The sequence below is a fragment of the Nocardia sp. PE-7 genome (genome assembly GCF_030486425.1).
Classification (GTDB): domain Bacteria; phylum Actinomycetota; class Actinomycetes; order Mycobacteriales; family Mycobacteriaceae; genus Nocardia; species Nocardia salmonicida_A.
On record NZ_CP129614.1, the window covers coordinates 2,291,636 to 2,316,776 of the forward strand.

General features: G+C 67.2%; 22 protein-coding genes. 14 read left to right on the plus strand and 8 right to left on the minus strand.

What is annotated here, in order from left to right:
* Positions 1–53: 53 nt before the first annotated feature.
* Together QX204_RS10710 and QX204_RS10715 are read right to left on the minus strand one after the other, a co-directional pair.
* Entirely contained in the window at positions 54–2,174 is a 2,121-nt protein-coding gene (locus tag QX204_RS10710) for an MMPL family transporter (protein WP_301906506.1), read from the minus strand.
* A gap of 254 nt (positions 2,175–2,428) precedes the next feature.
* Positions 2,429–3,097, minus strand: a complete 669-nt coding sequence (locus QX204_RS10715; protein ID WP_301906507.1) for a hypothetical protein — start codon at positions 3,095–3,097, stop codon at positions 2,429–2,431.
* A gap of 84 nt (positions 3,098–3,181) precedes the next feature.
* On the opposite strand from QX204_RS10715, the gene QX204_RS10720 reads away from it, so the two are divergent.
* The 5 genes from QX204_RS10720 to QX204_RS10740 all read left to right on the plus strand — a co-directional run bounded on the left by QX204_RS10720 (position 3,182) and on the right by QX204_RS10740 (position 9,338).
* A complete protein-coding gene (locus tag QX204_RS10720) occupies positions 3,182–4,378 on the plus strand; it encodes a PucR family transcriptional regulator (protein WP_301906508.1) in 1,197 nt (398 codons plus the stop codon).
* A 139-nt stretch (positions 4,379–4,517) separates the two neighbouring features.
* Positions 4,518–5,966 (plus strand): dihydrolipoyl dehydrogenase, encoded by a 1,449-nt coding sequence (gene lpdA, locus QX204_RS10725; protein ID WP_301906509.1) that lies wholly within the window; start codon positions 4,518–4,520, stop codon positions 5,964–5,966.
* Between the two features lie 11 nt (positions 5,967–5,977).
* The gene (gene pdhA / locus QX204_RS10730) at positions 5,978–7,066 is read left to right on the plus strand and encodes a pyruvate dehydrogenase (acetyl-transferring) E1 component subunit alpha (protein ID WP_301906510.1); all 1,089 of its coding nucleotides are present in this window, start codon (positions 5,978–5,980) and stop codon (positions 7,064–7,066) included.
* Between the two features lie 20 nt (positions 7,067–7,086).
* Entirely contained in the window at positions 7,087–8,070 is a 984-nt protein-coding gene (locus tag QX204_RS10735) for an alpha-ketoacid dehydrogenase subunit beta (protein WP_301906511.1), read from the plus strand.
* Between the two features lie 26 nt (positions 8,071–8,096).
* Positions 8,097–9,338: a dihydrolipoamide acetyltransferase family protein gene (locus tag QX204_RS10740; protein WP_301906512.1), complete on the plus strand. Its 1,242-nt coding sequence runs from the start codon at positions 8,097–8,099 to the stop codon at positions 9,336–9,338.
* On the opposite strand, the gene QX204_RS10745 is transcribed toward QX204_RS10740, so the two are convergent.
* Together QX204_RS10745 and QX204_RS10750 are read right to left on the minus strand one after the other, a co-directional pair.
* Entirely contained in the window at positions 9,322–9,978 is a 657-nt protein-coding gene (locus tag QX204_RS10745; RefSeq protein WP_301906513.1) for a CoA transferase subunit B, read from the minus strand. The two genes, QX204_RS10740 and QX204_RS10745, sit on opposite strands and share 17 nt — an antisense overlap.
* Entirely contained in the window at positions 9,975–10,736 is a 762-nt protein-coding gene (locus tag QX204_RS10750) for a CoA transferase subunit A (RefSeq protein WP_301907965.1), read from the minus strand. The genes QX204_RS10745 and QX204_RS10750 overlap by 4 nt, the downstream gene beginning before the upstream one ends.
* 173 nt (positions 10,737–10,909) lie before the next feature.
* On the opposite strand from QX204_RS10750, the gene QX204_RS10755 reads away from it, so the two are divergent.
* The 5 genes from QX204_RS10755 (at position 10,910) to QX204_RS10775 (ending at position 16,583) form a co-directional block, all read left to right on the plus strand.
* Entirely contained in the window at positions 10,910–11,698 is a 789-nt protein-coding gene (locus tag QX204_RS10755) for an IclR family transcriptional regulator (RefSeq protein ID WP_301906514.1), read from the plus strand.
* 177 nt (positions 11,699–11,875) lie between these two features.
* Positions 11,876–13,576 carry a hypothetical protein gene (locus tag QX204_RS10760; protein ID WP_301906516.1) on the plus strand — a complete coding sequence of 567 codons (1,701 nt, stop codon included), beginning with the start codon at positions 11,876–11,878 and terminating at the stop codon, positions 13,574–13,576.
* A gap of 242 nt (positions 13,577–13,818) precedes the next feature.
* Entirely contained in the window at positions 13,819–14,385 is a 567-nt protein-coding gene (locus QX204_RS10765) for a hemerythrin domain-containing protein (RefSeq protein WP_301906517.1), read from the plus strand.
* 70 nt (positions 14,386–14,455) lie between these two features.
* Complete coding sequence (gene hpnE, locus QX204_RS10770; protein WP_301906518.1) at positions 14,456–15,820, plus strand: hydroxysqualene dehydroxylase HpnE; 1,365 nt, start codon at positions 14,456–14,458, stop codon at positions 15,818–15,820.
* 217 nt (positions 15,821–16,037) lie between these two features.
* Positions 16,038–16,583: a hypothetical protein gene (locus QX204_RS10775; protein ID WP_301906519.1), complete on the plus strand. Its 546-nt coding sequence runs from the start codon at positions 16,038–16,040 to the stop codon at positions 16,581–16,583.
* 13 nt (positions 16,584–16,596) lie between these two features.
* On the opposite strand, the gene QX204_RS10780 is transcribed toward QX204_RS10775, so the two are convergent.
* From QX204_RS10780 to QX204_RS10795, 4 genes are all read right to left on the minus strand, one after another.
* The gene (locus QX204_RS10780; protein ID WP_301906520.1) at positions 16,597–17,697 is read right to left on the minus strand and encodes a saccharopine dehydrogenase family protein; all 1,101 of its coding nucleotides are present in this window, start codon (positions 17,695–17,697) and stop codon (positions 16,597–16,599) included.
* A 96-nt stretch (positions 17,698–17,793) separates the two neighbouring features.
* On the minus strand, positions 17,794–18,642 hold the full coding sequence (locus QX204_RS10785; RefSeq protein WP_301906521.1) for a sugar phosphate isomerase/epimerase family protein: 849 nt from the start codon (positions 18,640–18,642) through the stop codon (positions 17,794–17,796).
* Between the two features lie 20 nt (positions 18,643–18,662).
* Positions 18,663–19,853 (minus strand): dihydrodipicolinate synthase family protein, encoded by a 1,191-nt coding sequence (locus tag QX204_RS10790; RefSeq protein WP_301906522.1) that lies wholly within the window; start codon positions 19,851–19,853, stop codon positions 18,663–18,665.
* Positions 19,850–21,016: a Gfo/Idh/MocA family protein gene (locus QX204_RS10795; RefSeq protein WP_301906523.1), complete on the minus strand. Its 1,167-nt coding sequence runs from the start codon at positions 21,014–21,016 to the stop codon at positions 19,850–19,852. The genes QX204_RS10790 and QX204_RS10795 overlap by 4 nt, the downstream gene beginning before the upstream one ends.
* Positions 21,017–21,192: 176 nt before the next feature.
* Between QX204_RS10795 and QX204_RS10800 the strand changes: the two genes are divergently transcribed.
* From QX204_RS10800 to QX204_RS10815, 4 genes are all read left to right on the plus strand, one after another.
* Positions 21,193–22,233: a LacI family DNA-binding transcriptional regulator gene (locus QX204_RS10800; protein WP_301906524.1), complete on the plus strand. Its 1,041-nt coding sequence runs from the start codon at positions 21,193–21,195 to the stop codon at positions 22,231–22,233.
* Between the two features lie 126 nt (positions 22,234–22,359).
* Positions 22,360–23,232, plus strand: coding sequence for an ABC transporter permease (locus QX204_RS10805; RefSeq protein WP_301906525.1), 873 nt, complete (start codon positions 22,360–22,362; stop codon positions 23,230–23,232).
* 46 nt (positions 23,233–23,278) lie between these two features.
* Positions 23,279–24,319 (plus strand): ABC transporter substrate-binding protein, encoded by a 1,041-nt coding sequence (locus tag QX204_RS10810; RefSeq protein ID WP_301906526.1) that lies wholly within the window; start codon positions 23,279–23,281, stop codon positions 24,317–24,319.
* A 17-nt stretch (positions 24,320–24,336) separates the two neighbouring features.
* Positions 24,337–25,140, plus strand: a complete 804-nt coding sequence (locus tag QX204_RS10815) for an ABC transporter ATP-binding protein (RefSeq protein ID WP_301906527.1) — start codon at positions 24,337–24,339, stop codon at positions 25,138–25,140.
* The last annotated feature ends 1 nt before the right edge of the window (position 25,141 follow it).

A 25,141-nucleotide genomic window follows, 5' to 3' on the forward strand; every position in this document is an offset into this window, starting at 1 on the left:
GAATGCGACCCCGAAAAACTGCATCGGGAACCAAACCTTCGCGAGGCGACGAGTCAGTTCTCACGCACCGCGATGTGACGGTGGACTCGTCGCAGGAATGCCGGTGCCCACCAGTTCGCGGCTCCCAGCAGGCGCATGAAGGCGGGTACCAACACGCCACGGACCACCGTGGCATCCATCAGCACCGCCAGCGTCAACCCCACGCCCATCAACTTGGTGAAGGCGACCTCCGAAAAAGCTAGTCCCACACAGACAATCGCCATCAGCGCGGCCGCGGCGGTGACGATGCGGCCGGTGCGCTCCAGTCCGTAGGCGACGGCGTCTGCGGTCACGCCCCGCGCGCGGTGCTCCTCGGCGATTCGGGACAACAGGAATACCTCGTAGTCCATCGACAACCCGAAGGCCAAGCAGAAGACGAGCACCGGCACCGGGGCGGCCAGATAGCCGGTCTCGGTGAAATCGCCGACCAGCCATTTCAGATGTCCGTCCTGGAAGATGTAGACCATCGCGCCGAATGTCGCCGACAGGCTCAACGTGTTGAGCAGCACCGCCTTCAGCGGGATCACCACGCTGCCGGTGAACGCGAACAACAGCACGAGCATCGCGACCACGATGAGAGCGACGACCAACGGAAGTCGCCCCGCCAAGCCGGATTTGGTATCGGCATTCTCGGCCGTGGCGCCGCCGACCAGCAGCGGTGCGGGCGAGTCCGTCCGCCGGATGTCGTCGAGCAGGGTTTCGGCGGCGCCCGAGTACGGGTCCAGGTCGGGGATCACCGTCAGGTGCGCGCCCTCGGGCCCGGGCACGCTACGAACCAGCCGGACATGGTCGAGGCGTTGTATGCGCTGTGTCAGCTCGGCCAGCTCGGTCGTGGTGATCGGCCCGTCGACGATCACGTCGAACCGGCCCGCCGCGGTCGCGGGGAACTCGGCGCGCAGGACGTCACCGACCTGGCGGCTCTCCACCGTCACGGGCAAGGCCCGATCGTCGGTCAATCCCAATCTCAACCCGGCGAACGGCACGCCGAGCAAGATCACCACCAGCAACGCGGCACCACCGAATGCCCAGGGGCGCGCGGTGACTCGCCGCGCGGCGCGATACCAGAACCCGTCTTCGGGCCGGTGGGGTGCCGGATCGGGTCGACCACGCAGCCGTCGGAGTCCTCGGCGCAGGTCGAGCGCGTCGATGCGGTGCCCGAACAGCATCAGCAGGGCCGGCAGCAATGTCACGGTGGCGAGCGCGGCCAGGAGTGTCACCGAGAGGCAGGCCGCGGCCAGGGAACGCAGGAACGGCATCGGGAACAGCAGCATCGCCGACATCGCGATGACGATCGTCGCGGCGGAGAACAGCACGGTCCGGCCTGCGGTCGTCACCGTCACCCGGACCGCGGTCGGCACGTCGCGGCCACCGTGGCGTTCCTCCCGGAATCGGCTCACCAGGAACAGGCTGTAGTCGATGCCCAGACCGAGACCGAGCACGGTGGTCAGATTCAGCGCGTAGCTGGAAACCTGGGTGAACTCGGTGAGCAATCGGAGTATGCCGAGCGTACCGATGATCGACACCAGGCCGAGCACCAGCGGCAGTCCCGCGGCGACCAGACTGCCGAAGACCAACACCAGTAACACCAGCAGGATCGGAATCGTCACCGCCTCAGTGACTTTCATGTCGTGCGAGAGTTGCTCGGTCACGTCGTGGTAGCTCACCGCGGCCCCACCCAGGCGCAGGTGGAACTCGCCGTAGTCCCGATCCCGATAGCTGTCGATCAGTCGCGACACCACCGCGTCCACCACGATCTCGTCACCGGGAACATCCACGGCGACCAGCGCCTTGTCGCGATCGGCATCGCGCAGGAACTCCGGTGATCCGGTGGACCAGTACGAACTCACCGAACGCACGCCCGCCACCGCGGCCAGTTCGGTGGTCAGCCGCAGGCCGGTGGCGGTGACCGAGGGCGTATCGACGGTTCCCGACGCGGCCGCGACATCCACCAGCACAATGACGTTCGATGTTCCGGTGGTGTATTTCTCCGCCAGTACTCGAGCGGCGCGCGCGGATTCGGCGTCCGCGTTCCAGAACCCGCCGCCGGACAGTCGCTGCTGCAGCGAGGCCCCGCCCGCGCCCGCGAGGACGAGCACCAGCGCGATCACCGCGACCACGGTTTTCGGTCGACCCACAGCCATCCGCGCGAGTACTCGCACTGTCCCTCATTTCATGGCGGGCACCGCACGTGTACTCCGGCGCCGTTTCGGCGCGGCGGAGATCTCCACCGCGGCGGCTCGGGCAGGTGGGGTCGGCGCCGGTGCCATCCCGCAACCCGGGCCGGAGCCAGTATCGACGCAGGGAATATGTTGTGTCACTGCATCATTCGGAGAATTTCGTCCTTCGAATTTGTCGCGCGGACAGAACGCCGCCTCCTACCGGGGCGTGGTCACCGGTGGCGCCGGACCTCGAGCCGGCCGTTGATCGGCGTCAGGTGGCACTCGGCCGTGCTGCCGAGCAGCAGGAGGTTGGCGACTTGGAGAAGCAGAACGAGGGCCGGCTTGCCCGGATGGGACTGTCGGGGCCATTCATGCCAGTAGTGCGGTGGGTCGAGTCGGCTGTCGGGGCCGGCGGGGAGCCGTAGCCGATCGCCGGGCACGAGGACGGTGACGTGGAGATCGGCGAGGACTGCGCCGGCTTCGTCGGACAGGGGCGCGGTCCTGGTGAGCATCGCCCACCGGTGCAGCGGAACATACGGTGGCGCCGTGGCGAGCGTGGGGACAGCCAACGCGTTGTGGTCGTAGGTCGCGGCGGCGAGTCCGGCGGGGACGAGCAATGCCGTGACCGTGTCGTCGCAGACCAACTCCACGCCGGACCCGTCAGCGGTGATCTCGGTGGGCAGACCTCGGTGTCGGTAGGCGTCCATCCAGTCCCGGGGGCCGTGGAGGTAGGCCGCGTTCGACCATGGGAGGCCACGGAATCCGGTCAGGACCTCCCGCGCGGCGGCGCCGAGCTCGCAATCGTGGCGGCTGTGCTCGCCCCAGTACCGGCGGGCGTCGTGGGGTGAGATCGCCAATGGTGGGCTGTCACAATCGAACTCCTCGTCCTCGAATCCCATCGGTGTCCTTCGGTGTCGGGCGAACCTCGATTACACGGTAAGCGTGCGGGATCGGCGGCGCGGCCGGGCGTAGCGTCTGGCGTTATGGCTGCGAGAACCGAGCACACCCCGACCTCGTCGGGTACGAGGCGGCTGGTGGCCGCGTGCCGAACCGATATCCCGGTGCTGACTCGGCAGCTGATCGCCGCGATCTTCACCGATATCCCGGAATGGACGGACTACTCGCCGGTCAGCCGCGATGACCTGCACACCGCGTGTTGCCGCTATTTGACCAGGGTGCTGGACCGGGTGGCCGGTGAGGTGACCGTTCCCGATCGCGATGATGTCGCCGCTGCCATCGGCCGCAATCGTGCGGCGCAGGGTGTGCCGCTGGAGGTGATGTTGCGGACGTTCCGGCTCGGCGGTCAGATCGTGTGGGAGGCGCTGCTCGACAGAGCAGGCGAACTTCCGCCCGGCGAGGTACGCAGGATCGGTGTGGCCACCTGGTCGGCTATCGACGGCATGTCGTCGGCGCTGGTCACCTCCTATCGCAGCACCGAATTGGAGCAGGTCCGCCGCGACGAGCGTCGTCGCCACGGCTTGATCGAGGATCTGCTGGCGGGTAGTGCCCGCGACGCGACCTTCGCCGCCCGGGCCGCGCGTGAGTTGAACCTGCCCGCCCACGGCGGGTACCTGGTGGTCGCGGTGCGCGGAGAGCGCCCGAACGTGGAGATAGGTACCGAGGCCGCGTTGGCGGCTCTGGGCATCAGGTCGGTCTGGCACGATCGCGTCGAGACCGTGGTGGGACTGGTCTCGCTCGAGCAGCGCGACGGTTCCGCCGTGCTGGACCAGGTACGGAATCGGATCCGCGGTCGAGCAGCGGCGTCACCCGTGGTGCAGGGCCTGGCGCAGATCGAGACCGGCCATGCGTTGGCGATGCTCGGCTTGGAGACCTTGCCGGACACCGAGCGGGGTGTGGTGTCGTTGGAGCAGCGCTACCCCGAAGCGCTGTTGCTGCGCTCGCCCGATCTGACCGCACTGATGGTGGCTCGCACCCTGGGCCCCGTGCTGGAACTGCCGACGAAGGAGCGCCAGATCTTGTTGCGCACGCTGGCGATCTGGCTGGAGGAGAACTGTTCGGCGGCGAATGCCGCGCCGCGACTGCACTGTCATCGCAACACCGTGATCAACCGGCTACAGCGGATCTCCGTCCTGCTGGGTCGACGACTGGAAGGGCAGCGGTCCTACCTGGAGCTTTCCCTCGCCTTGGCCGCACTGGAGATGGGCCACCACCAGGACTGATTGGGCGATGCGCCCAATTTCGAGCCCGAAATTCTGGGCTGTCGGTAGATTGTTTGTGCATTTGTGGACCTTGAGACTCGATAGATGATCCAAGCCACGACCGTGGACGGGTCGATCGTCGAGCTGAGGAGCACCACGAGTGCCGGAATTCGATCTATTGGTGATCGGTGGTGGACCGGGCGGATATGTAGCCGCCATCCGTGCCGCCCAACGTGGCCTGAAGGTCTGCGTGGTGGAGAAGGAGCGCCCCGGTGGTGTCTGCCTGAACTGGGGTTGTATCCCCACCAAAGCGATGCTCCGTTCGGCGGAGGTCTTCCAAACGCTGGCGAGCGCAGCTGAATTCGGGGTCTACGCCGACAATGTGCGCTACGACTTCGCCGCGGTGCGGCAACGCAAGGACTCCATCGTCAAAGAACTGACCGACGGTGTGGCGGGTCTGCTGAAGGCCAACGGGGTCACGGTGATCGAGGGTCACGCCCGGTTCGTCGAGCCGACCGTAGTGGAGGTGCACGAGGTCGGCGCCTCGCCGATCTTCGACGGTGGCCCTCGCTACGCCGCGCCCGCGGGAACGGCGATTCGCCGGGTGAGTGCGCGCGATGTGATCGTGGCGACCGGTTCGGTGCCCGCGCAGCTGCCGATCCCGGGCGCGGAGTTGCCCGGCGTCGTCACCTCCGACGGCGCGTTCGGGCTGACCGAGGTGCCGCGACGGTTGGTCATCATCGGCGGCAGCGCGGTCGGGGCGGAATGGGCCAGCCTGTTCGCCACATTCGGCAGCCAGGTCACGGTCGTGGAGATGCAGGACCGACTGGTTCCGTTGGAGGACAAGGAGATCGGCGACACGCTCGGTCGATCGTTTCGCAAGCGCGGCATCACCGTCCTGACCGGCGCCACCGTCACGGCGATCACCGAAGGTGACGCGCTGCGGACGTCGGTCGGCGGCCCGGCGGCACAGGAACTCGACGCCGATGTCGTACTCGTCGGCGTCGGGCGACGCCCCAACACTGCCGAACTCGGGCTCGATGTCGCCGGAATCGCTACGGACGCACGCGGTTTCATCGACGTCGACGACCGACTGCGGACCGGAGTCGAGCACGTCTACGCCATCGGCGACGTGACCGGTCGGGCGTTGCTCGCCCACGTCGCCTCCCACCAGGGCATCACCGCGGCCGAGGTGATCGCCGGGCACGACGCCCACATCGACTACACGGTCATCCCGGCCGCGACGTTCACCCACCCGGAGATCGCGAGCGTCGGTCTCACCGAAGAAGCCGCCCGCGCCGCCGGACACGAGGTGATCACCGCCAAGTTCCCGTTCGCGGCACTCGGGCGGGCCAAGACCTTCGGCGAGACCGAAGGATTCATCAAAATCGTTGCGGGGCAGGCACATCAGGAAGTGCTCGGCGTGCACATCATCGGCCCGTCCGCCAGCGATCTGATCGCCGAGGGCGCACTCGCGATCTCGCTGGAAGCCACGCTCGACGAGCTGGCCGACACCATTCACGCCCACCCCACACTCGGCGAGATCGGTATGGAGGCGGCCATGGCCGGACTCGGACTGCCGGTGCACATCGCGCCACGCAAGCGTTGAGGAGCTAGACCATGACCACGACCACCACGCGGAGCGAGCCCACCCGCGAGCAGACCGAGGCCGCTTCGGATGCCGACCCCGCTGTCGCGGCCGAGAACCCCGAGACTCTGCGCGGTCTCTACCGCGACATGCTGTTCATCCGCCGCTTCGAGGAGCGCACCGCGCAGAGCTACCAGCAGGCCAAGATCGGCGGCTACTGCCACCTCAACCTCGGCGAAGAAGCCACCGTGGTCGGCCTCGGCGCCGCGATGCGCCCCACCGACTACCTGTTCACCAACTATCGCGAACACGGCTACGCGCTGGCCAAGGGCATCGAACCCGGTCGAGTGATGGCTGAGCTCTACGGCCGCACCACCGGCACCTCGAAGGGCTGGGGCGGCTCGATGCACATGTACGACACCGCGACCCGGCTGCTGGGCGGCTACGCCATCGTGGGCGGACAGGTTCCCCTGGCGATCGGTGCGGCGCTGGCCATCGACTACCGCGACGGCGACGATGTCGTGGTGTGTCAGATGGGGGAGGGCACCACCAACATCGGCGCGTTCCACGAGTCGCTCAATATCGCGGCGCTGTGGCGGCTGCCGGTGGTGTTCCTGGTGATCAACAACCAGACCGGCATGGGCACCACGGTCGAGAAGTCCTCGGCGGAACCGGATCTGTGGAAGCGCGCCGCCGCCTACCGCATGCGGGGCGAGCGGGTCGACGGCACCGATGTGCTGGCCGTACGCGACCTGGCCAGCGAGCTCATCGAAGGCGCCCGCCGGGACGGCAAACCCGCGCTGCTCGAAGCGGTGAGCTATCGACTCAAGGGACACTCGGTGGTCGACCCGGCCAAGTACCGCAGCACCGATACCGTTGCCGCGGCACGCGAGCACGATCCGATCGAGCTGTGGCAGCGGCGACTGCTCGCCGCCGGCGTGCTGACCGAACAGACGCTGGCCGATGTCGACCGCGAGGTGGCCGACGGCGTCGCCGCCGCCGTCGAATTCGCCGATTCGAGCCCGCACCCGGAGCCGTCGAGCCTGTTCGACTACACCTACGCCACCCCCGTGCCGGGCGATTCCCGCCGTCTGCCCGCCGATCCGCTCTTCACCCACTGAGGACTTCCACTGTGCCTGTCATGACCTATCGCGAAGCGCTGCGCGAAACCCTGCGCGAAGAGATGCGCCGCGATGACGATGTATTTCTGATCGGTGAGGAGATCGGCGTCTTCGAAGGCTCCTACAAGATCACCGCCGGTCTGCTCGCGGAGTTCGGCGAGAAGCGGGTGCGCGACACCCCCATCGCCGAGGAAGGGTTCGTCGGTGCGGCGATCGGCGCCGCGATGCTCGGTTTGCGTCCGGTCGTGGAGATCATGACGATCAACTTCTCGCTGCTGGCGCTGGATCAGATCGTCAACCACGCCGCGAAGATCTACGGCATGTTCGGCGGGCAGACCAATGTGCCCATGGTGATCCGGACTCCCGGTGGCGGCGGCCAACAACTCGGGGCGACGCATTCGCAGAATATCGAGCTGTACTACGCCTTCGTGCCCGGCCTGAAGGTCGTGGCGCCGAGCACTCCCGCCGATGCGCGGGCGCTGCTCAAGGCGGCGATCTCCGACGACGATCCGGTGTTGTTCCTGGAGAACCTGTCACTGTACAACACCAAAGGCGAAGTCCCCGAGGATCTTCCGCCTGTCCAGATCGGCAAGGCGGCGGTCACCCGAGAGGGCACCGACATCACGCTGATCGGCTACTCGCGGATGGCCACCGTCGCGACCGAGGTCGCGCAACGCCTTGCCGGCGAAGGTATTTCGGTGGAGGTGATCGACCTGCGCAGCCTGCGACCGCTGGACCGCGACACCATCGTGGCCTCGGTGCGCAAGACCGGGTGCGCGGTGATCGGCGAGGACGACTGGCTCACCTACGGCATCGGCGCGGAGATCGCGGCGTCCATCTCCGACGGTGCGTTCGACTACCTCGACGCGCCGGTCCGTCGCGTCGCCATGGCCGAGGTTCCGCTGCCCTACGCCAAGCCGCTGGAGAAGCTGGCCTTGCCGTCCGCGGAGTCGCTCTACACAGCGGTGACCGAAACCCTGGCGGCCGTCGGCCGGCGGCGCTGAGAACCAGGAACAGGACGGACACAATCATGCCCGAAATCGTCATGCCCCGGCTCTCCGACACCATGGAGGACGGCGTCGTCTCCGCCTGGCTCAAGCAGGTCGGCGACCAGATCACCCGCGGCGAGATCGTCGCCGAAATCGAGACCGACAAGGCCCTGATGGAGCTCGAGGCCTACGACGACGGCGTTCTCGAGAAGATCCTCGCCGAGCCGGGAGTTCGTGTCCCGATCGGCGAACCGATCGCCATCGTCGGAGACGGCACCGCATCGACTGCGGCACCTGCGGATCCGACAAGTGCCGCGGTGGCGCCCTCGATTACCCCGGCCGCCGCGCCACAGCCCGGTGCGCACGCCGGCCTGCGCCGGACCGGGGTGGTCAAGTCTTCGCCGTTGGCCCGCAAGATCGCGCGCGAGATGCGAGTCGATATCGACGCTGTCGTCGGCACCGGTCCGGGTGGGCGGATCACCAGACGTGACGTGGAGGCGGCCCACAGCGCCGTGACCGCCGAACCCGCTGATGCCACGACGTCGTCACCTGAGACGAGTGTGACTGCTGTGCAACCTGTTCCGGCGTCAGGGGAGTTCGAGGAGGTGGCGCTGACGAACATCCAGCGCGTCTCCGCGATCCGGCTCACCGAGAGCAAGCAGCAGGCGCCGCACTTCTATCTGACCAGCGCGATCGACGTCACCGAGTTGTTCGCCTTCCGGGCACAGATCAACGCGACGCTGGACGCGGCGGGCGAGAGCAAGGTCAGTGTGAACGATCTGCTCGTCAAGGCGGTCGCCGTCGCGCTGCGAAAGGACGGCGCGGTCAATGTCAGCTTCGCGGGCGACAAGCTGTTGCGGCACAAAGGAATACACCTCGGTGTCGCGGTCGCGACCCCGGCCGGGCTGCTCGTTCCGGTGATTCGGGACGCGGACCGCAAGAGCGTTTCCGAGATCGCGACCGAGAGCCGAGACAAGGCGACCCGCGCCCGCGATCGCAAGCTGCGCGCAGAGGAGATGTCGGGCGGCACCTTCACCATCTCCAACCTCGGCATGTTCGGCATCGAGCAATTCACCGCGGTCATCAACTCGCCCGAGTCCGCGATCCTCGCGGTCGGGGCGGCGGCCGACGAGCTCCGCCTCGATGGCGAGAAGGTGGTTGCCCGCAAGACCCTGCGCGTGACCCTGTCCGCGGACCACCGCGCCATCGACGGCGCGGTGGCGGCCCAGTTCCTGGCGAACCTGAAGGTACTGCTCGAGAGTCCGCTCAGAATTGTGGCGTGAGCGCGGGGGTACCGATCGTCAGCGGTGTGCCGGTGGCGCGGCGCACCTGCTCGACGCTGACACCGGGCGCGGTCTCGCGCAGGATCACCTGGTCGTCGGCGATGTCGAGGACAGCGAGGTCGGTGATCACCCGCTGCACGACGGCTCGGCCGGTGAGGGGCAGGGTGCATGTTTCGACGATCTTGGGTGCGCCGTCGCGGGTGGTGTGCTCCATCAGCACGATCACCCGGCGGGCGCCGTGGACGAGGTCCATCGCGCCGCCCATGCCCTTGACCATCGCGCCGGGCACCATCCAGTTCGCCAGATCACCGTTCCGCGAGACCTGCATCCCGCCTAGCACCGCGGTGTCGATGTGTCCGCCCCTGATCATGGCGAACGAGAGCGCCGAGTCGAAGAACGAGGCACCGGGTTCGACTGTGACGGTCTCTTTGCCCGCGTTGATCAGATCCGCGTCGACGTCGGCGTCGTGGGGGTAGGGGCCGGTGCCGAGGATGCCGTTCTCGCTGTGCAGGACCACCGCTACGCCGTCGGGCAGGTGATTCGGGATCAGGGTGGGCAGACCGATGCCGAGGTTGACGTACTCCCCGGGGGAGAGTTCCCGCGCCGCGCGGGCGGCCATTTCTGTGCGTGTCCAGCTCATCGGGTGGCCTCCTGTCGGACGGTGCGCTTCTCGATGCGTTTGTCCTGGGCGCCGGTGTGCACGATGCGCTGGACGAACACCCCTGGCAGGTGAACGTGTGCCGGGTCGAGTTCACCGGCCGGGACGAGCCGTTCGACCTGGGCGATGGTGATCCGGCCTGCCATGCCGACCAACGGGTTGAAGTTCAGGGCCGACTTGTCGAAAACCAGGTTTCCCTCGGTGTCGCCGACGGCGGCGTGGACGAGGGCGAAATCGGCGACGATGGATTCCTCGAGGACATAGCGGCGCTGTCCGAACTCGCGCACTTCCTTCGGAGGTGAGGCCAGCGCGACCGACCCGTCGGGTGCGTAGCGCCACGGGAGGCCGCCGTCGCTGATCGGAGTCCCGACGCCGGCGGGGGTGTAGAAGGCGGGAATGCCTGCCCCGCCGGCCCGCAGGCGTTCGGCGAGGGTTCCCTGCGGGATCAGTTCCACCTCGAGTTCTCCGCCGAGGTACCGGCGTGCGAACTCCTTGTTCTCACCCACATACGAGGCGGTCACCCGTGCGATCCGCCCGGCCGACAACAAGATCCCCAGCCCGTAGTCGTCGACGCCGCAGTTGTTGGAGAACACGGCGAGGTCGGTGGCCGCGCCCTCGGCGATCGCCGCGATCAGCGCATCCGGGACACCGCACAACCCGAACCCGCCGACTGCCACCGTCGCCCCCGAGCCGATATCGGCGACGGCGTCGACTGCCGTTTCCACCACTTTCGAGTTCATCCGTGACTTGCCCTTCTGCTTACCGTTCATTCCTTGGACGCCTGCTTTCGATGTCCTCACAGAACACTCCAGCAGCTCATACTGGCAATATAGAAATCCAGGGGAGCTGAAATTGCTCGGCGAGTGGACAGGTAGGGGTCATGTCGTCCATTGAGTGGACGTAGGATGCGGGCGTGAGTGGAGAGCCGAATCCATCTGTGCTCGGGCGCGCGGCGTCGCTGCTGCGTGCGGTTGCCGCCGGTGGCGATGTGGGAGCGTCGACCAGCGATCTGGCACGTCGGGCCGATCTCGCGCGGCCCACCGCGCATCGGCTGCTCTCGTCGCTGGCCGAGGAGGGCTTTCTCGACCGCGACGCGGGTTCGGGTCTGTGGTTTCTCGGACCGGAACTGTTCCTCATGGGTTCGCTGGCCGCCGAGCGCTACGACATCACCGATGTGGCGCGTCCCGTGCTGCGGGAGCTCGCCCGCGAGACCGGGGAGAGTGCGTTCCTGTCCGCCCGCCGTGGCGACGAGACGGTGTGCCTGGCGGGCGAGGAAGGCAGCTTTCCCCTGCGCTCGCACGTGCTGCACGTCGGCATCCGCTTCCCGCTCGGTGTCGCCTCAGCGGGCCTGGCGATTCTCGCGCACCTACCCGACCGCGATATCGAGGACTATCTCGGCCGCACCGACCTGAGTGCGCAGTGGGGTGCGAGTCATACCCGTGCCGAGCTCGTGCCGCGTATGGACGCGACCCGGGAAACCGGCTGGTGCGTGAATCCGGGCCTGCTCGTCGAGGGCAGCTGGGGAATGGCAGCGGCGGTGTTCGACCGCCGCGACGAGCCGCGGTGGGCCTTGAGTCTGACCGGGGTCGAGAGCCGTTTCCGCGCCGAACGTCACGAGGTGCTGGGTACGCTGTTGCTCCGCCACGCCCACGAACTCTCGCTGACGCTGAAACGGCGTGGCTCCGGACCATTCACTCGATGAACGCATGACATTCCATTCCGCGACCGGAAAAGTGTTCTCGGACCCGGCTGTTCGCTGTGATGCCGCTGCGCTTCGATCGGCTCGCCGTTGTGATCGAAAACAGGTGTGGGCCTATTCCTGTTACCCCACAGTGGGACAGGGTTCGATATCGGTGACCGTGAATGAAGGAAAGTTCGTATGCGACTTCGGCGAAACAGCGTCTCGGCATTGGTGACAGCGGTGGCGATGGCCGCATTCGGGGTGTCTGCCGCGACACCGGTCGCCAGTGGTGAGGTGCCCGGACGCACGGAAACGGTGTACTCGACTTCGTCGCCGGTGACGTCGGTCGTCGCATCGAAAGTGACTCTCGCGGTGCCGTTGCCGCCGGGCAGCCCGCATCCGCAGGCGTGCGACACCCTGGCGTATCTGCGGTGGCGAGCGGTCGACGGGCCGCGGTCCTCGGCCGACGCCGAGCGGGTCCTGGTCGCGCAACCCGGCGTCTTCGAGGGTGCGGGCGCCTTCGACAGCGTGGCGCGCAATACCGTCGCGCTGGCCGCCGACTCGGGACGATATATCGAATTCTGGGCACTGGATCGTCGGTCGAATTGCTTGGAGGACCACACCGGGGTCGCCGCCGCTTTACGGACCGGGTCGTTCGATACCGCGGCGGACTACTATTTCGGCGGCGCCGAGGCCGACGGTCGCCGGTTCGGCGGATACGCCGAGGGCGCGGCTACAGCGTGGTTGCGCGATCAGGGACTCGCCCAAACCCTGCGCGACGAATACGACGTGCTGCGAATCGAATTCCCCGACCAGGCGGTGCGCAAGCGAAAGGTGCTGTGCGGCGGGCATTCGCTGGGCGGCTTCGTCACCGGCTATTTCGCGGAGTGGGACTTCGACGGGAATCCGGCAACCACCGACGACGCCGGATACAACCAGTGCTCCGGCTATTTCGCGCTCGACACCGCCATCCAGGCCGGACTGAGCCTGCGTGGCCTCCAGGTTCCCGAGCTTCCCGCACCGATCGCCGGATCGGTGGAAGCCGCGTCGTGGCAACTCGATACCGCGCTGCCGGTCTTGCGTCTGCCAGCGGTGATCAACCCCGAAACCACCAACCTGCTCGCCCTGGCGGGCCTCGCGGCGAGGCTGAGCCCCGACGGCGTCAACGACCTCGTCCGGCGACTGCCCGACAATCCCAATGTCGCCGCGACCCTGCGAACCCTGCTCTCCCGGGACGCCGCCATGTTCGTCACCGGACAACCGGATGTGCGTGACCTGAACGCCACCAACGAAGCCGTGCTCGGGGCGATCCTCGACGACAATTCCCAACCACTCGGATTCCTCCAAGCGAGTGTGGGTTTCCCCGTCGGCGGACCGATCGGCTCGAAATCGTTTCCTCTCCCCGACTCGATCGCGCTGAGTCCACTGGCGATGGGCATGTTCGGCGACGCACCGAAGGTCTCGCCGACCGTTTACCACCCCGACACGCTCTACCGCTGGGCCGATTACGACGACACAGCGGAACTGACCGCCCCCTACACATCCCCGACCAGCGAAGTAACCGCCATCGGTGAACTGGCCCGCAGCCTCTGCGAACCGCCCCTCGACTTCACCGAATGGTATTTCCCCACCCGTCTGAGTCTCGACCTCCAACAGACGACAGCACCGTCGTTCGCCGGTCATCACATCCACCTCGACGGCGTCGATCGCAACCCCATCCTGACCTTCCGCAGCAGCGGCGGTATCCCGGTCGCCGACTCGGGCAGCCCCCGTGACGAGGTGATCCACCTCCCGGGCTACAACCACATCGACGTCCTCACCGCCGCGGCTCGTCAGAACGACGGTCGACCCGAGGTGGTCTCCGCCCGTCTCGCCGCATTCGCCACCGACCCCGCCTGATACAGGTTCGGCGAGGGTGCCACCGATCTGGTTCGACCGTGCCGACGCGGGTAGACCTCCACCGCGCCCGGACGCAGTTCGACGATGGCGGCCGTTGTTGCGTCGGGCAGGTTCGGGGCGAAGAGCAGGCCGCCCGGGTCCGATCCCGACGCGGCGCCGGAAACTCGGGCTGGTGCGGACCGGAAACGGCGGCGGTGCGTTAACGTCGGCGCTGATCTGACCAGCCGTATCAGGGAGGAATCGTGGACATTACCGAGCTGATTCTCGACGACCACCGTGAGCAGCGCAGACTGTTCGCCATCTTGGAACAGATCAACCGCACCGACACCGGCGCGCTGTCGGCGATCTGGGACAGGCTCGCGGCCTTTCTGGAGCTACACGCGCAGGCCGAGGAGGAGATCTTCTACCCCGCATTGCTGAAAACGGGGATCGCGGCGAAACGCACGAGCGCGGTCGAGGACGAGACACTCGACGCCATCCATGACCACAACGACATCAGGGACGCGGTAGCCGACGTGGCGCGTCATGGAGTCGGTACCGACGACTGGTACGCCGCCGTCGCGGCAGCCAACCTCGCCAACAGCGACCACATGGCCGAGGAGGAACGCGAAGGCCTCACCGACTTCCGGCGCTTGGCCGGACTGTCGCAGCGCCACCAGCTCGCCGTCACCTTCGCCGCGTACGAAGCGCGCAACTACGCCGGCGTGCGGGCCGTCGACAAGGATCCCGACAGCTACGTCCGCGCGGCGGAGAACGGGCAGACCCCGGCGAACGGATCGCTCACGGTGGGCAGCCTGAAACAGCACTGACCAACGGTGGAGGCGGATCCGAACCGGTCATTCCGTGATGCAAAGAGAGAGTTAGCGATACATTGCATCAATGGTGGATGCAAATGACCCTCGTCGGTTCGTCGTCATCGGGGGAGGCCTGGCTGGCCTGGCAGCCGCGGTGTGGCTGGCGGAGGCAGGCAAACAAGTGACCCTGCTGGAGCGGCGCGCCCGACTGGGTGGACGCACACAGGCCATGCACGTCGCCGAAGTGAACGACCTCGCCGACAACGGCCAGCACGTGGTGGCCAGCGGATATCGCAGCCTGTGGCGGTACCTGGACAGCGTCGGCACCCGCCGGTACGTGGAGTTTCCCGGTGCGGGAAGTCTGCGCTGGCCGGGTGGGCGCGCGGTGATGTTGTACACGAAGGGGTTCGGGGCATGGCGCACGCTGATGGGCGCCCATCCCGACGCGGGCCCGCTCGAGAAGCTGCGTGCCCTGCGGTCCGCGCTGGAACTTGTTCGTCAGGCGCTGTGGCAGCCGAAGGACCTCGCCGACATCACCACCGAACAGTGGTTCCAGCGCGTCGGCATGCCCGCGAAAGCCCGTGAGGCCCTGTGGGATTGGCTGGCACTCGGCATCGCGGCGGAGCCGGTGCACATCGAGTCGGCGAAGGTGTTCGCTGATGTGCTCGCCACCGGGGTTCGGATCGGGATGCAGGACCGGTCGGGGGTCACGATCGGCTACCCCACCGTGGACCTGGACACCCTCTACATCGATGGGGCGAAGAAGGTCTTCGAGCGCTACGGAGTCGACGTGCGCTATCGGGCGGTGGCCCGCAAGGTCGTCATCGCCGACGGTAAGGCGACCGGTGTGCAGCTGGCGGACGGCTCGGTGATCGAGGCCGACGCGGTGATCTGCGCCGTCCCGAACTCCAATATCGGCGGACTCCTCGACGACCTGCCCGAACACGCCGAAATCTATGCCGCCGCAGACAAACTGGGCGTCACCCCGATCGTGAGCACGAACCTGTACCTGGACCGGCCGCTGAAGACGAAGTCGGCCATGGAGGCGATCATCGGCGGCACCGGCGTGATCGATCAGGTCTTCGACCGTCAGCGCATGCACAACCGCACCCCCGACGGAACCTGGCTGTACTGCCTGACCACCAGCGGCGCCTACGAGCAGATCCACAAGAGCAACGACGAGATCGTCACCGAGCAGATGGATCTCATCCGCCGCTACTACCCGGAAGCCGCCGACGCGAAAGTCGTGACCGGCCATGTGGTGAAGATGCCGAAGGCCACCTTCTCGCAGGTGCTCGGCACCGACGATCTGCGCCCCGGACAGCGCACCTCGGTCCCGAATCTGATGCTCGTCGGCGACTGGACTCGCACCGACTGGTCGGCCACGATGGAAAGCGCCGTCCAGAGCGCCGAACGTGCCGTCGAAGCGCTTCTGGGGCAGTCGAAGTAGACCCTGTGGGCGTCGGGGGAGGGGTGCGCGGCGGTGGGTGACCGCCCCCGTGACGGTTTTCTACGGCGTCTTGCGGCGTGGGTGCCCGTACTCTGTTGAGTGCGTGCATGTTTGGTGACCGTAGACCGTAGGATGGAGCCTGATGGACCACACGGACCCTTTCCCCCGCCCTATTCCAGTCACGGTGCCGAAGCTGCTAGTGGGCTTAGGGTCAGCGTTGGTTGTCGCTGCCGCGATCGCATCCTTCACCTTCACCTCCACCCTCGCGCGGGTGGCCGGCGTCGCCGAACACCTGACCTGGTTGTGGCCGGTGGTGGTCGGTCTCACCGTCGCACTCGTCGCCTGCACCTTCATCACGCTGGTCGGTATTCGCGACGAGAAGGCCACCTCCCTGGTGCGGGTCTACGAGTTGTTGCTCGTCGCCGCCGTGCTGTCCAGCATCTGCGGAAACCTGCTCGCCATCTCCCGCGATCCGATCGAGATGGGAACCCTCGGGACCGCGATCGTGGTTTCCATTCCGCCGATCTGCCTGATGATCTGCGTGGGTAACTACCTGCTGCTCACGGCAGTCGTTCCCGTCCGGATCGTGGCCGCGATCCGTGAGGACGACTGGCGACTGCGGGTCCTGGGCATACCGAGCCCGTCGACGCCGCCGAAGGACCCGAACCCCGCCCACGATGACGGCCCCTCCTGGTGGGACCAGCATCGCAGCGAGGCGCGGACCCCGTCGGCGACACCCACGGCGCCGAAGACCCGGCAATAGCGGAACTGCCCGTTCAGCTCGCGGAGGTGGCGGGGTGGCGGGTCCAGCCCGCGTCGAGGGCGGCGGCGTGGAGCGCGTCGAGGCCGAACGCGTCGACCGGGCCCAGCGCGCCGGATCTGAGCAGGCCGCCACCCAGTGCCGTATCGGCGGCCCAGGCCAGGATCGCCGCGGTGAAATCATAGGGGTCGCCACCCGCCAGGGTGACGCTCGCCAATGTTTTCCCGGCGGCGTCGCGCGCTTCGGCGACCACCCAGGTGCGGTTGCGGTCGCGAGTCTCGGTGCCGGGACCGCCGTTGGAGCCCTTGACGATTCGAGCAAGGGCTTCGTCGAGTCCTCGCTTGAGCGGCGGCACCTTCGCGACGACCGCGGTCAGTCGCGAGCTCGCGCGCAGCCCCTGTGCGGCAAGCGGAGGCAGGCCGAGGAAGACGTCGACCTCACGTAGGTTCGGGTAGGAGCGAGTCAGCGCGAAATGCTCCGAGCCCGGGATCGAGGTACCGGTCAGGCTCTTTCCCGCCACGTCGAAGGAACGCAGACGTGCGCCGGTGCGCTGCGCGACCACCTGACCGGCGCGCAGCGCGAAGCCGGGTTCGAACAACATTCCCGCCATGGACGCGCGGGTCCCGCCACTGGTACTCGGCTTCTCCATGAAGTAGCCGACATCGACACGAACAGCGGTCGGCGCCTCACGCAATGCCAGCCCCGCGGCCAGGTTGCCCGGCACGTAGTCGAACCCGAACGCGCTCAGCAGCGCTGACCCGGCGGTGCGGGCTTGCTCGTCGTGCTCGAACACGGTGCGGATGAAGGGGCCTTCGCCGGTCGAGTCGAAGTAGTGCGCGCCCGCGGCGATCGCCGCGTCCAGCGCTGGACGGCCGTGGCGCAGGAACGGGCCGACCGTCGTCACCAGGACATCGCCGCGCCCGAGCAGAGCCCGCACGGAATCAGGGTCGGTGACATCGGCGACCGCGGTCTGCGCCCCGCCGAGGTCGGCGGCGAGTTTGTCGAGCGCGGCCCCGTTGCGTCCCGCCAGCACCGGCGAAGCGCCGCGTGCGATGAGGACCTCGGCTGTCAGGCGCCCGGTGTACCCGGTTGCCCCGAACAAAACAATCTTCGGCATCGCCGTCGTCTCCTCGTAGTTGGCCACTTGCCAACATTACCGACCCGGCCGTGTCGATGGGAGTTTCCGGCCGACCGAAATTCGCCCGCGTCCAGTTCAGCCCACCAGGGACGGAAGGACCAGATCTCGGTAGCGCTGTTTCATCGTCTCGATCACGTCGTGGCCGTCGGCGGCCCAGACCGCGGCATTGAAGATCTCGACCTCGACGTCGCCGCGGTAACCGGCACTGCGAACCCACCCACCGATAGTCGCGAAGTCGATCACGCCCTCGCCCATCATGCCCCGCGACAACAGCGGATCGGCGGTCATCGGGTTCAACCAGTCACACACCTGATACGAGCTGATCCGGCCGGACGCACCGGCGTGGGCGATCTGTTGTTCCAGGGTCGGATCCCACCAGAGATGGAAGGTGTCGACCACGACACCCACGGTCTCCGCCGAATACGGCTGCGCCATCGACAACGCCTGTGCCAGTGTCGAAATCACCGCGCGGTCCGCGCAGAACATCGGGTGCAGCGGCTCCAAAGCGATACGGACGCCGCGTTCGGCGGCATACGGAACCAGCGCGGCGAGCCGCTCTTCGACCCGCGCCCGCGCGGCGGCGAGGTCGCGGTCGGGAATACCGCCCATCACCATGACCAGTTCCCGCGTGGCCAGCGTCGCGGCGTCGTCGATGGCGCGGCGGTTGTCGTCGAGTGCCGCCCGGCCGTCGCCCGGCTCGGTCAGGAAGCCGCCACGGCACAGACTCGACACCCGCAACCCCGCGTCGGCGACGAGCTTGGCCGCCGCGGCGACACCGATCTCGTCGACCCGGTCGCGCCACAGTCCGACCGCGCCGAGCCCGCCGCGCGCGGCCCCGTCCACCGCCTCGGCGAGGGTCCACCGCTTGGTCGTCGCCGTGTTCAACGACAACGACCGATACGGATCGGCCAGATCGTATGGCATGTGCTGTGCCGCAACCGATGTCATGAGCCCAGTCCGTTCAGTTCGAGGTAGATCCGCATGCGGTGCGCGGCCAGTTCCGGGTCCGAGAGCAGTCCGGCCTTGTCCGCGAGCCGGAACAATTCGGCCAGATGCGACACGGATCGACCCGTGGACAATCCCGCCACCATCGAGAAGCCCGCCTGCTTACCGTTGAGCCACGACAGGAACGCGATGCCCGTCTTGTAGTAATACGTCGGTGCGGCGAAGATATGGCGCCCGAGTTCCTGTGTGGCGCCGAGGATCTGCGACGCACGCGCCGCATTGCCGTTGTCCAGTTCCTGCAACGCGGTGGACGCGGCCGGGTAGATCGCCGCGAAGATGCCGAGCAGGGCATCCGAATGCCCCTGCGCGTCACCGATGATCAGCTCGGGGTAGTTGAAATCGTCACCGGTGTAGAGCCGCACCCCGTCGGGCAGCGCGCGTCGCAGCGCGACCTCGTGGGCCGCGTCGAGCAGCGAGACCTTGACCCCGTCGATCTTCGACCTGTTGTTCTCGATGAGCGTGCGGAAGGTCTCGGTGGCGGTGTCGATATCGGCGCTGCCCCAATAGCCGTGCAGCGCGGGATCGAACATGGTGCCGAGCCAGTGCAGGATCACCGGACGATCGACACCGGCCAGCAGTTTCTCGTAGACGGAGAGGTAGTCGGCCCTCGACCGCGCGACCTGCACGAGTGCCCGCGAGGCCATCAGGATCACCTGCGCGCCCGCCTCGGTCACCACGTCGATCTGCTCACGGTAGGCATCGACGATCCTGGCCAACCCCGCCGATCCGGCGGGGAGTGCGGCGAGGTCGAGTTGATCGGTTCCCGCACCGCAGGCGAGTCTGCCGCCCACCGATGCCGCCTCGCCGCCCGATCGGCGGATCAATTCCGCGGTCGCCCGCCAGTCCAGGCCCATCCCACGCTGTGCGGTGTCCATGGCATCGGCGACGCCGAGTCCGTAGGACCACAATTCGTGCCGGTAGGCCAGCGTCGCTTCCCAGTCGACGGCAGCGGGCGCCCCCGGCGTGTTGTCGCCCGTCGCACGCGGAATCACATGCGCGGCAGCGAAAGCCACGCGCGAGATGATCGGTCGCTGCGGTCGCGTCCACACACCTGGGGCACCGAGAACGTACGGTTCGAGTCGGCCGTCGACGGGCAGCGCCACCGACAGACCCGTGGATGTCGCGGTCACAGCGTGACCTCCGGGATCTCGATCCGACGGCCTTCGGCGGAGCTGCGCAGTCCCAGTTCGGCCAGCTGAACCCCGCGTGCGGCCGACAGCAGCCCGTAGCGGTGCGGCCGTTCGTTCACCACGTCGGCGAGGAACTCCTCCCACTGCAGCTTGAAACCGTTGTCCAGCTCAGCGTTCGCGGGGACCTCCAGCCACTGATCGCGGAACGGCTCGGTGACCGGGAGATCGGGATTCCAGACCGGCTTGGGCGTATGCGAGCGGTGCTGGGCGACGCACTTACGCAGACCGGCGACCGCGGAGCCGTGTGTTCCGTCGATCTGGAACTCGACGAGCTCATCGCGGTACACGCGCACCGCCCACGACGAATTGATCTGCGCGACAACGCCGTTCTCCATCTCGAAGATCCCGTAGGCGGCATCGTCGGCGGTGGCCGGATAGGGCTCGCGCTGTTCGTCCCATCGGGTGGGGATGTGGGTCGTCGCCTTCGCGGTGACCGCCTCGACCTTGCCGAGCAGGCCCTCGAGCACGTAGTTCCAGTGGCAGAACATGTCGACGACGATGCCGCCGCCGTCTTCGGCCCGATAGTTCCAGCTGGGTCGCTGGACGGGTTGACCGTCGCCCTCGAAGACCCAGTAACCGAATTCGCCACGCAGCGAGAGGATTCGACCGAAGAAGCCTTCGTCGACGAGCCTGCGCAACTTCACCAGGCCGGGCAGATAGAGCTTGTCGTGCACGACCCCCGCGGTGATTCCCGCGTTCGCGGCGACCCTGGCGAGTTCGACGGCCTCGGCCAGCGTTTCGGCGGTCGGCTTCTCGGTGAAGACGTGCTTACCCGCCTTCATCGCCGCGGTGAGTGCCTCGGCGCGACGCGAGGTGACCTGCGCGTCGAAGTAGATATCGATCGACGGGTCGGCGATGACCGCGGCGGCGTCGGTGCTCCATTCGGCGATGCCGTGTTCTTCGGCGAGTTCGGCCAGCTTGGCGGCATTGCGGCCGACCAGGATCGGCTCGACCTGGACGCGGGTGCCGTCCGCGAGCAGCAGGCCACCGCCGTCGCGGATCGGCAGGATCGACCGCATCAGATGCTGGCGGTAACCCATGCGACCGGTGACGCCGTTCATGGCGATGCGGAGCGTGCGCGGGGGAGTGGGGGAATCGGGCATTGGTATGTGCCTCTTCTGATTTGCGTGGCTGACGACCGCAGAATGGGTCGTGGACGGTGCGGAGGGGCCCGCACACATCGAGTGGACAAGTCAGCGTCGGAATGCGCTTTCCAAGCTATGCTAGTCACGAAGTTCGGTCAACCCCCCCGCGCACCGAGAGAACGAGGCACCAAGCCATGGCGGCTGTGAGATTGCAAGACGTCGCGACCCGGGCGGGCGTCTCCCAGGCGACCGCGTCACGCGTGCTCAACGGATCGTCGCGGGTGCCCGGCGAAGGCGTCGCCGACCGGGTTCGCGCGGCCGCCGCCGAATTGGGTTATGTGGCAAACGCCCAGGCCCAGGCGCTCGCGCGGTCGTCGACCGGGCTCATCGGACTGGTCGTGCACGATATCGCCGATCCCTACTTCTCCTCGATCGTGCAGGGTGTGCAGACGGCGGCGCGCAGGGCGGGCAAACTCGTCCTGCTGGCCAGCACGCAACGCGATTTCGACATCGAACGCGAATCCGTGAGCACCTTCATCTCGCACCGCGCCGATGCGATCATCCTGGCCGGTTCACGCCAGAGCGGTGATCTCGACCGCGATCTCGAGAAGGAATGCGCGCGGTATCTGGACAACTGCGGCAAGGTGGTCGTGATCGGCCAGCCGCTGTCCTTCGGCGCGGCCGTGGAGCCCGAAAACCGCGTCGCATCAGCGGAATTGGCGCATGCGCTGCTCGCTCTCGGGCACCGGGACTTCGCCCTCATCGGCGGGCCCGGCCACATCAGAACCGCTGTCGACCGGCGCAACGGCTTCGTCGAAGCGCTCGCGACGCAGGGCGTGACGCCGCTGGTGGAGATCGCGGGCGACTTCTCCCGCGACGGTGGTTTCAGCGCCGCTCGACGCCTCGCCGCGGCGCTGGAGCTGCGTCCCGGCCAGGCCGACACCGCCGCGCCCTGTGTCTTCGCCGTGAGCGACGTGATGGCGATCGGGGCGATCGCGGCATGGCGTGAGCTCGGCCTCGCGGTCCCCGACGACGTCTGTGTCGCCGGGTTCGACGATATCCCGACGCTGCGTGACCATGTGCCCGGCCTGTCGACCGTAGCGCTGTCGCTGGTCGACATCGGCGAGCGCGCCGTCGCGCTCGCGCTCGACGACTCGGCGACGGCCTCGCAGGCACACGAATTCGCGCCCGGCCGCGTGATCCTGCGTGGCAGCACTGTTTTTCGGCCCTCCTGACCTGCGGCAATTCGAAACCCTTGACACTGTGTGGCCGGTCACACTAGCCTCGGTCCCAGCTTCGGAAAGCGCATTCCCAGCGGGTGCAGTTCGAACCCCGCTCCACTACTAGCTTTAGGACTCCAGATGGCGGTAATCACGTCCGTCGAGGCCAGTTCCTCCGCACCGAAAGCGGCGCAACCCGTCCGCACTCGGCGCCGGAAGCTCCCATCCCTCGCCACTGTGTGGTCGACCGTGTGGCGGCCGCTCGCGCTGGTGGCAGCGCTCGTCGCCGCATGGTGGGCAGTCACGAAGTTCGAGCTCGTCGAGCCCTACATCCTGCCCTCGCCGGCGGATACCTGGCGCACCACCGTCGACAACTCGACCTACCTGCTCGAGAACACCTGGGTCACCACCTACGAGACCGTGGTCGGTTTCGTCATCGCCGCGCTGATCGGCGAAGCCGTCGCCCTGGTGATGATCTACTCACGCGGCATCGAGCGAACGATGTATCCGCTCATCCTCTTCGCGCAGGTAATCCCGAAAATCGCGATCGCACCGCTGTTCATCGTCTGGCTCGGCTTCGGCACCAGCCCCAAGATCCTGGTGGCCGTACTGATGGCGTTCTTCCCGATCGTCATCGCCGGCATGGCCGGGCTTCGCTCGGTGGATCCGGAAATCCTCGAACTCACCTCCACCATGGGCGCGAGTAATTGGAAGACCTTCGTGAAGGTGCGTTTTCCCGCCTCGCTGCCGCAACTGATGTCCGGGCTCAAGATCGCGGCCACCCTCGCGGTCACCGGCGCCGTCGTCGGCGAATTCGTCGGCGCCAACGAGGGACTCGGCTACGTGATCCTGCAAGCCAACGGAAATATCGACACGGCGATGCTGTTCGCCGCCCTGATCATCATGTCCATGCTGGGCATCATCCTGTTCGCGATCATCGAGATCGCCGAGCAGTTCCTCATCCCATGGCACGCCTCCCGTCGCTCCACGGCCTCGGTCGTCGGTGGCGCATGAGCATGTCGAACGCACCCCGTACTCGCGCCACAGCTGGAGAACTCGCATGAAATTCCGAACACGCACACGCACGATGATCGGCGCCGCCGCGGTGGCCTCGATGGTGGCATTGACCGGCTGCGGAGGCGGCGGCAACGACGCGAAGGACCCCGGGACCGACGGCAAGACCACCGCGGTGTCGCTGATGCTCAACTGGTACCCCTACGGCGAGCACGCCCCGTTCTATTACGGGGTGCAAGAAGGCATCTTCGCCAAGCACGGCATCGACCTGAAGATCTCGGCCGGGCAGGGCTCGACCAAGACCGCACAGGCCACCGGTTCCAAGCAGACCGACTTCGGCTGGGCCGATACCCCGGCCGTCCTCAGCAATATCGACAAGGGCGTCAAGATCAAGAGCGTCGGTGTCTTCCTGCAGACCACGCCGTCGGCGGTGCAGGTGTTCGCCGATTCGAATATTCGGACACCGGCCGATCTGGCGGGCAAGACCATCGCAGTCTCCGCGGGCGACGCGCCGACCACCACCTTCCCGATCTATCTGGACAAGGCCGGCGTCCCCGCTGATCAGGTGACCCAGCAGAGCCTCGACTCGGCGGGCAAGATGTCGGCGATGCTCTCGGGTCGCGTCGACGGGCTGATCGGCTTCGCACACGATCAGGGCCCCACCATCGCGAACAAGAGCGGCAAAGAGGTCCGCTACCTTCGGTATTCGGACCAGGGGCTGAACTTCTTCAGCAACGGCCTGATCGCCAACCAGGCCACCATCGAGTCCTCGCCCAAGCTGGTCCAGGCCATGGTGGACGCGACGAGTGAGGCCTTCGCGGCCGCGGTGGCCAAGCCCGAGGCTGCGGTCGCCGCGATGGAAGGCAAGGACCCGCAGCTGCCGCCCCAGCAGGTACTGCTGCAGCAGTGGCAGCAGACCATCCCGCTGCTGAGCACCCCGGAAACCGCCGGAAAGGCGCCCGGAACCAATGTCGAAGCGAATTGGCGCGCCACTGTCGAGGTGCTCAGCCAGGCGAAGCTGCTCGACAAAGCCGAGGACCCGGCCAAGTACTGGGACTCGAAATTCACGCCGACCAGCAAGCCGTGACCGGAACAGGTGACGATATGAGCACACCCACCGATACCATCGCCCCCACCGATACCGCAGTCGCGGTCGATGACCTGACCGTGCGGTTCGCGTCCAAACGCGGCGAGGTCACCGCCCTGCACAAGGTGGATCTGCGGGTCCGCCCCGGCGAATTCGTGTCCATCGTCGGCCCGTCGGGCTGCGGCAAATCGACGCTGCTGAAAGTCGTTGCCGGGCTTACCGAAGCGAGCGGGGGCCGCGTCGAACTCCGCGGCGCCCCCGTGCGCGGGCCGCAGCGCAATATCGGCTACGTCTTTCAGCGAGCCGCACTGCTGGAATGGCGGACCGTCCGCAAGAACATCCTGCTCCAAGCCGAGATGCGGGGCATGAACAAGCGGGCCGCCGAAGCCGAATGCGCGCGTCTGATCGAGATGACCGGACTCGGCGGGTTCGAGAACGCCCTACCGCACGAACTCTCCGGCGGTATGCAGCAACGGGTTTCGCTGTGCCGGGCCCTGCTGCACGAACCGGAAGTGCTGCTGATGGACGAGCCGTTCGGCGCACTCGACGCGCTCACCAGGGAACGGATGAACGTCGAGCTGCATCGGATCTGGCGGGAAACGGGCACCACGGTACTGCTGGTCACCCATTCGGTGGCCGAGGCCGTCTACCTCGCCAACCGTGTGGTGGTGATGAGTCCGCGGCCGGGCCGGATCATCGAATTGCTCGACGTCGACCTGCCCGCGCACCGCGATTACGCCGCGACGATGGAGACGCCGGAATTCATCACGGTCGCCAACCGGGTCCGGGATCTGCTCGGCTCGGTGGCGCAAGCGGACTGAT

Bases quoted from the DNA above. Each gene is read 5' to 3' on its own strand.
- QX204_RS10740 (WP_301906512.1), top strand. From the start codon at position 8,097: ATGCCCGAAATCGTCATGCCCCGGCTCTCCGACACCATGGAGGACGGC.
- QX204_RS10745 (WP_301906513.1), bottom strand. From the start codon at position 9,978: ATGAGCTGGACACGCACAGAAATGGCCGCCCGCGCGGCGCGGGAACTC.
- QX204_RS10795 (WP_301906523.1), bottom strand. From the start codon at position 21,016: ATGCCCGATTCCCCCACTCCCCCGCGCACGCTCCGCATCGCCATGAAC.
- QX204_RS10785 (WP_301906521.1), bottom strand. From the start codon at position 18,642: ATGCCATACGATCTGGCCGATCCGTATCGGTCGTTGTCGTTGAACACG.
- QX204_RS10810 (WP_301906526.1), top strand. From the start codon at position 23,279: ATGAAATTCCGAACACGCACACGCACGATGATCGGCGCCGCCGCGGTG.
- QX204_RS10720 (WP_301906508.1), top strand. From the start codon at position 3,182: ATGGCTGCGAGAACCGAGCACACCCCGACCTCGTCGGGTACGAGGCGG.
- QX204_RS10760 (WP_301906516.1), top strand. From the start codon at position 11,876: ATGCGACTTCGGCGAAACAGCGTCTCGGCATTGGTGACAGCGGTGGCG.
- QX204_RS10800 (WP_301906524.1), top strand. From the start codon at position 21,193: ATGGCGGCTGTGAGATTGCAAGACGTCGCGACCCGGGCGGGCGTCTCC.
- QX204_RS10735 (WP_301906511.1), top strand. From the start codon at position 7,087: ATGACCTATCGCGAAGCGCTGCGCGAAACCCTGCGCGAAGAGATGCGC.
- QX204_RS10805 (WP_301906525.1), top strand. From the start codon at position 22,360: ATGGCGGTAATCACGTCCGTCGAGGCCAGTTCCTCCGCACCGAAAGCG.
- hpnE (WP_301906518.1), top strand. From the start codon at position 14,456: ATGGTGGATGCAAATGACCCTCGTCGGTTCGTCGTCATCGGGGGAGGC.
- QX204_RS10780 (WP_301906520.1), bottom strand. From the start codon at position 17,697: ATGCCGAAGATTGTTTTGTTCGGGGCAACCGGGTACACCGGGCGCCTG.
- QX204_RS10715 (WP_301906507.1), bottom strand. From the start codon at position 3,097: ATGGGATTCGAGGACGAGGAGTTCGATTGTGACAGCCCACCATTGGCG.
- QX204_RS10750 (WP_301907965.1), bottom strand. From the start codon at position 10,736: ATGAACTCGAAAGTGGTGGAAACGGCAGTCGACGCCGTCGCCGATATC.
- pdhA (WP_301906510.1), top strand. From the start codon at position 5,978: ATGACCACGACCACCACGCGGAGCGAGCCCACCCGCGAGCAGACCGAG.
- QX204_RS10815 (WP_301906527.1), top strand. From the start codon at position 24,337: ATGAGCACACCCACCGATACCATCGCCCCCACCGATACCGCAGTCGCG.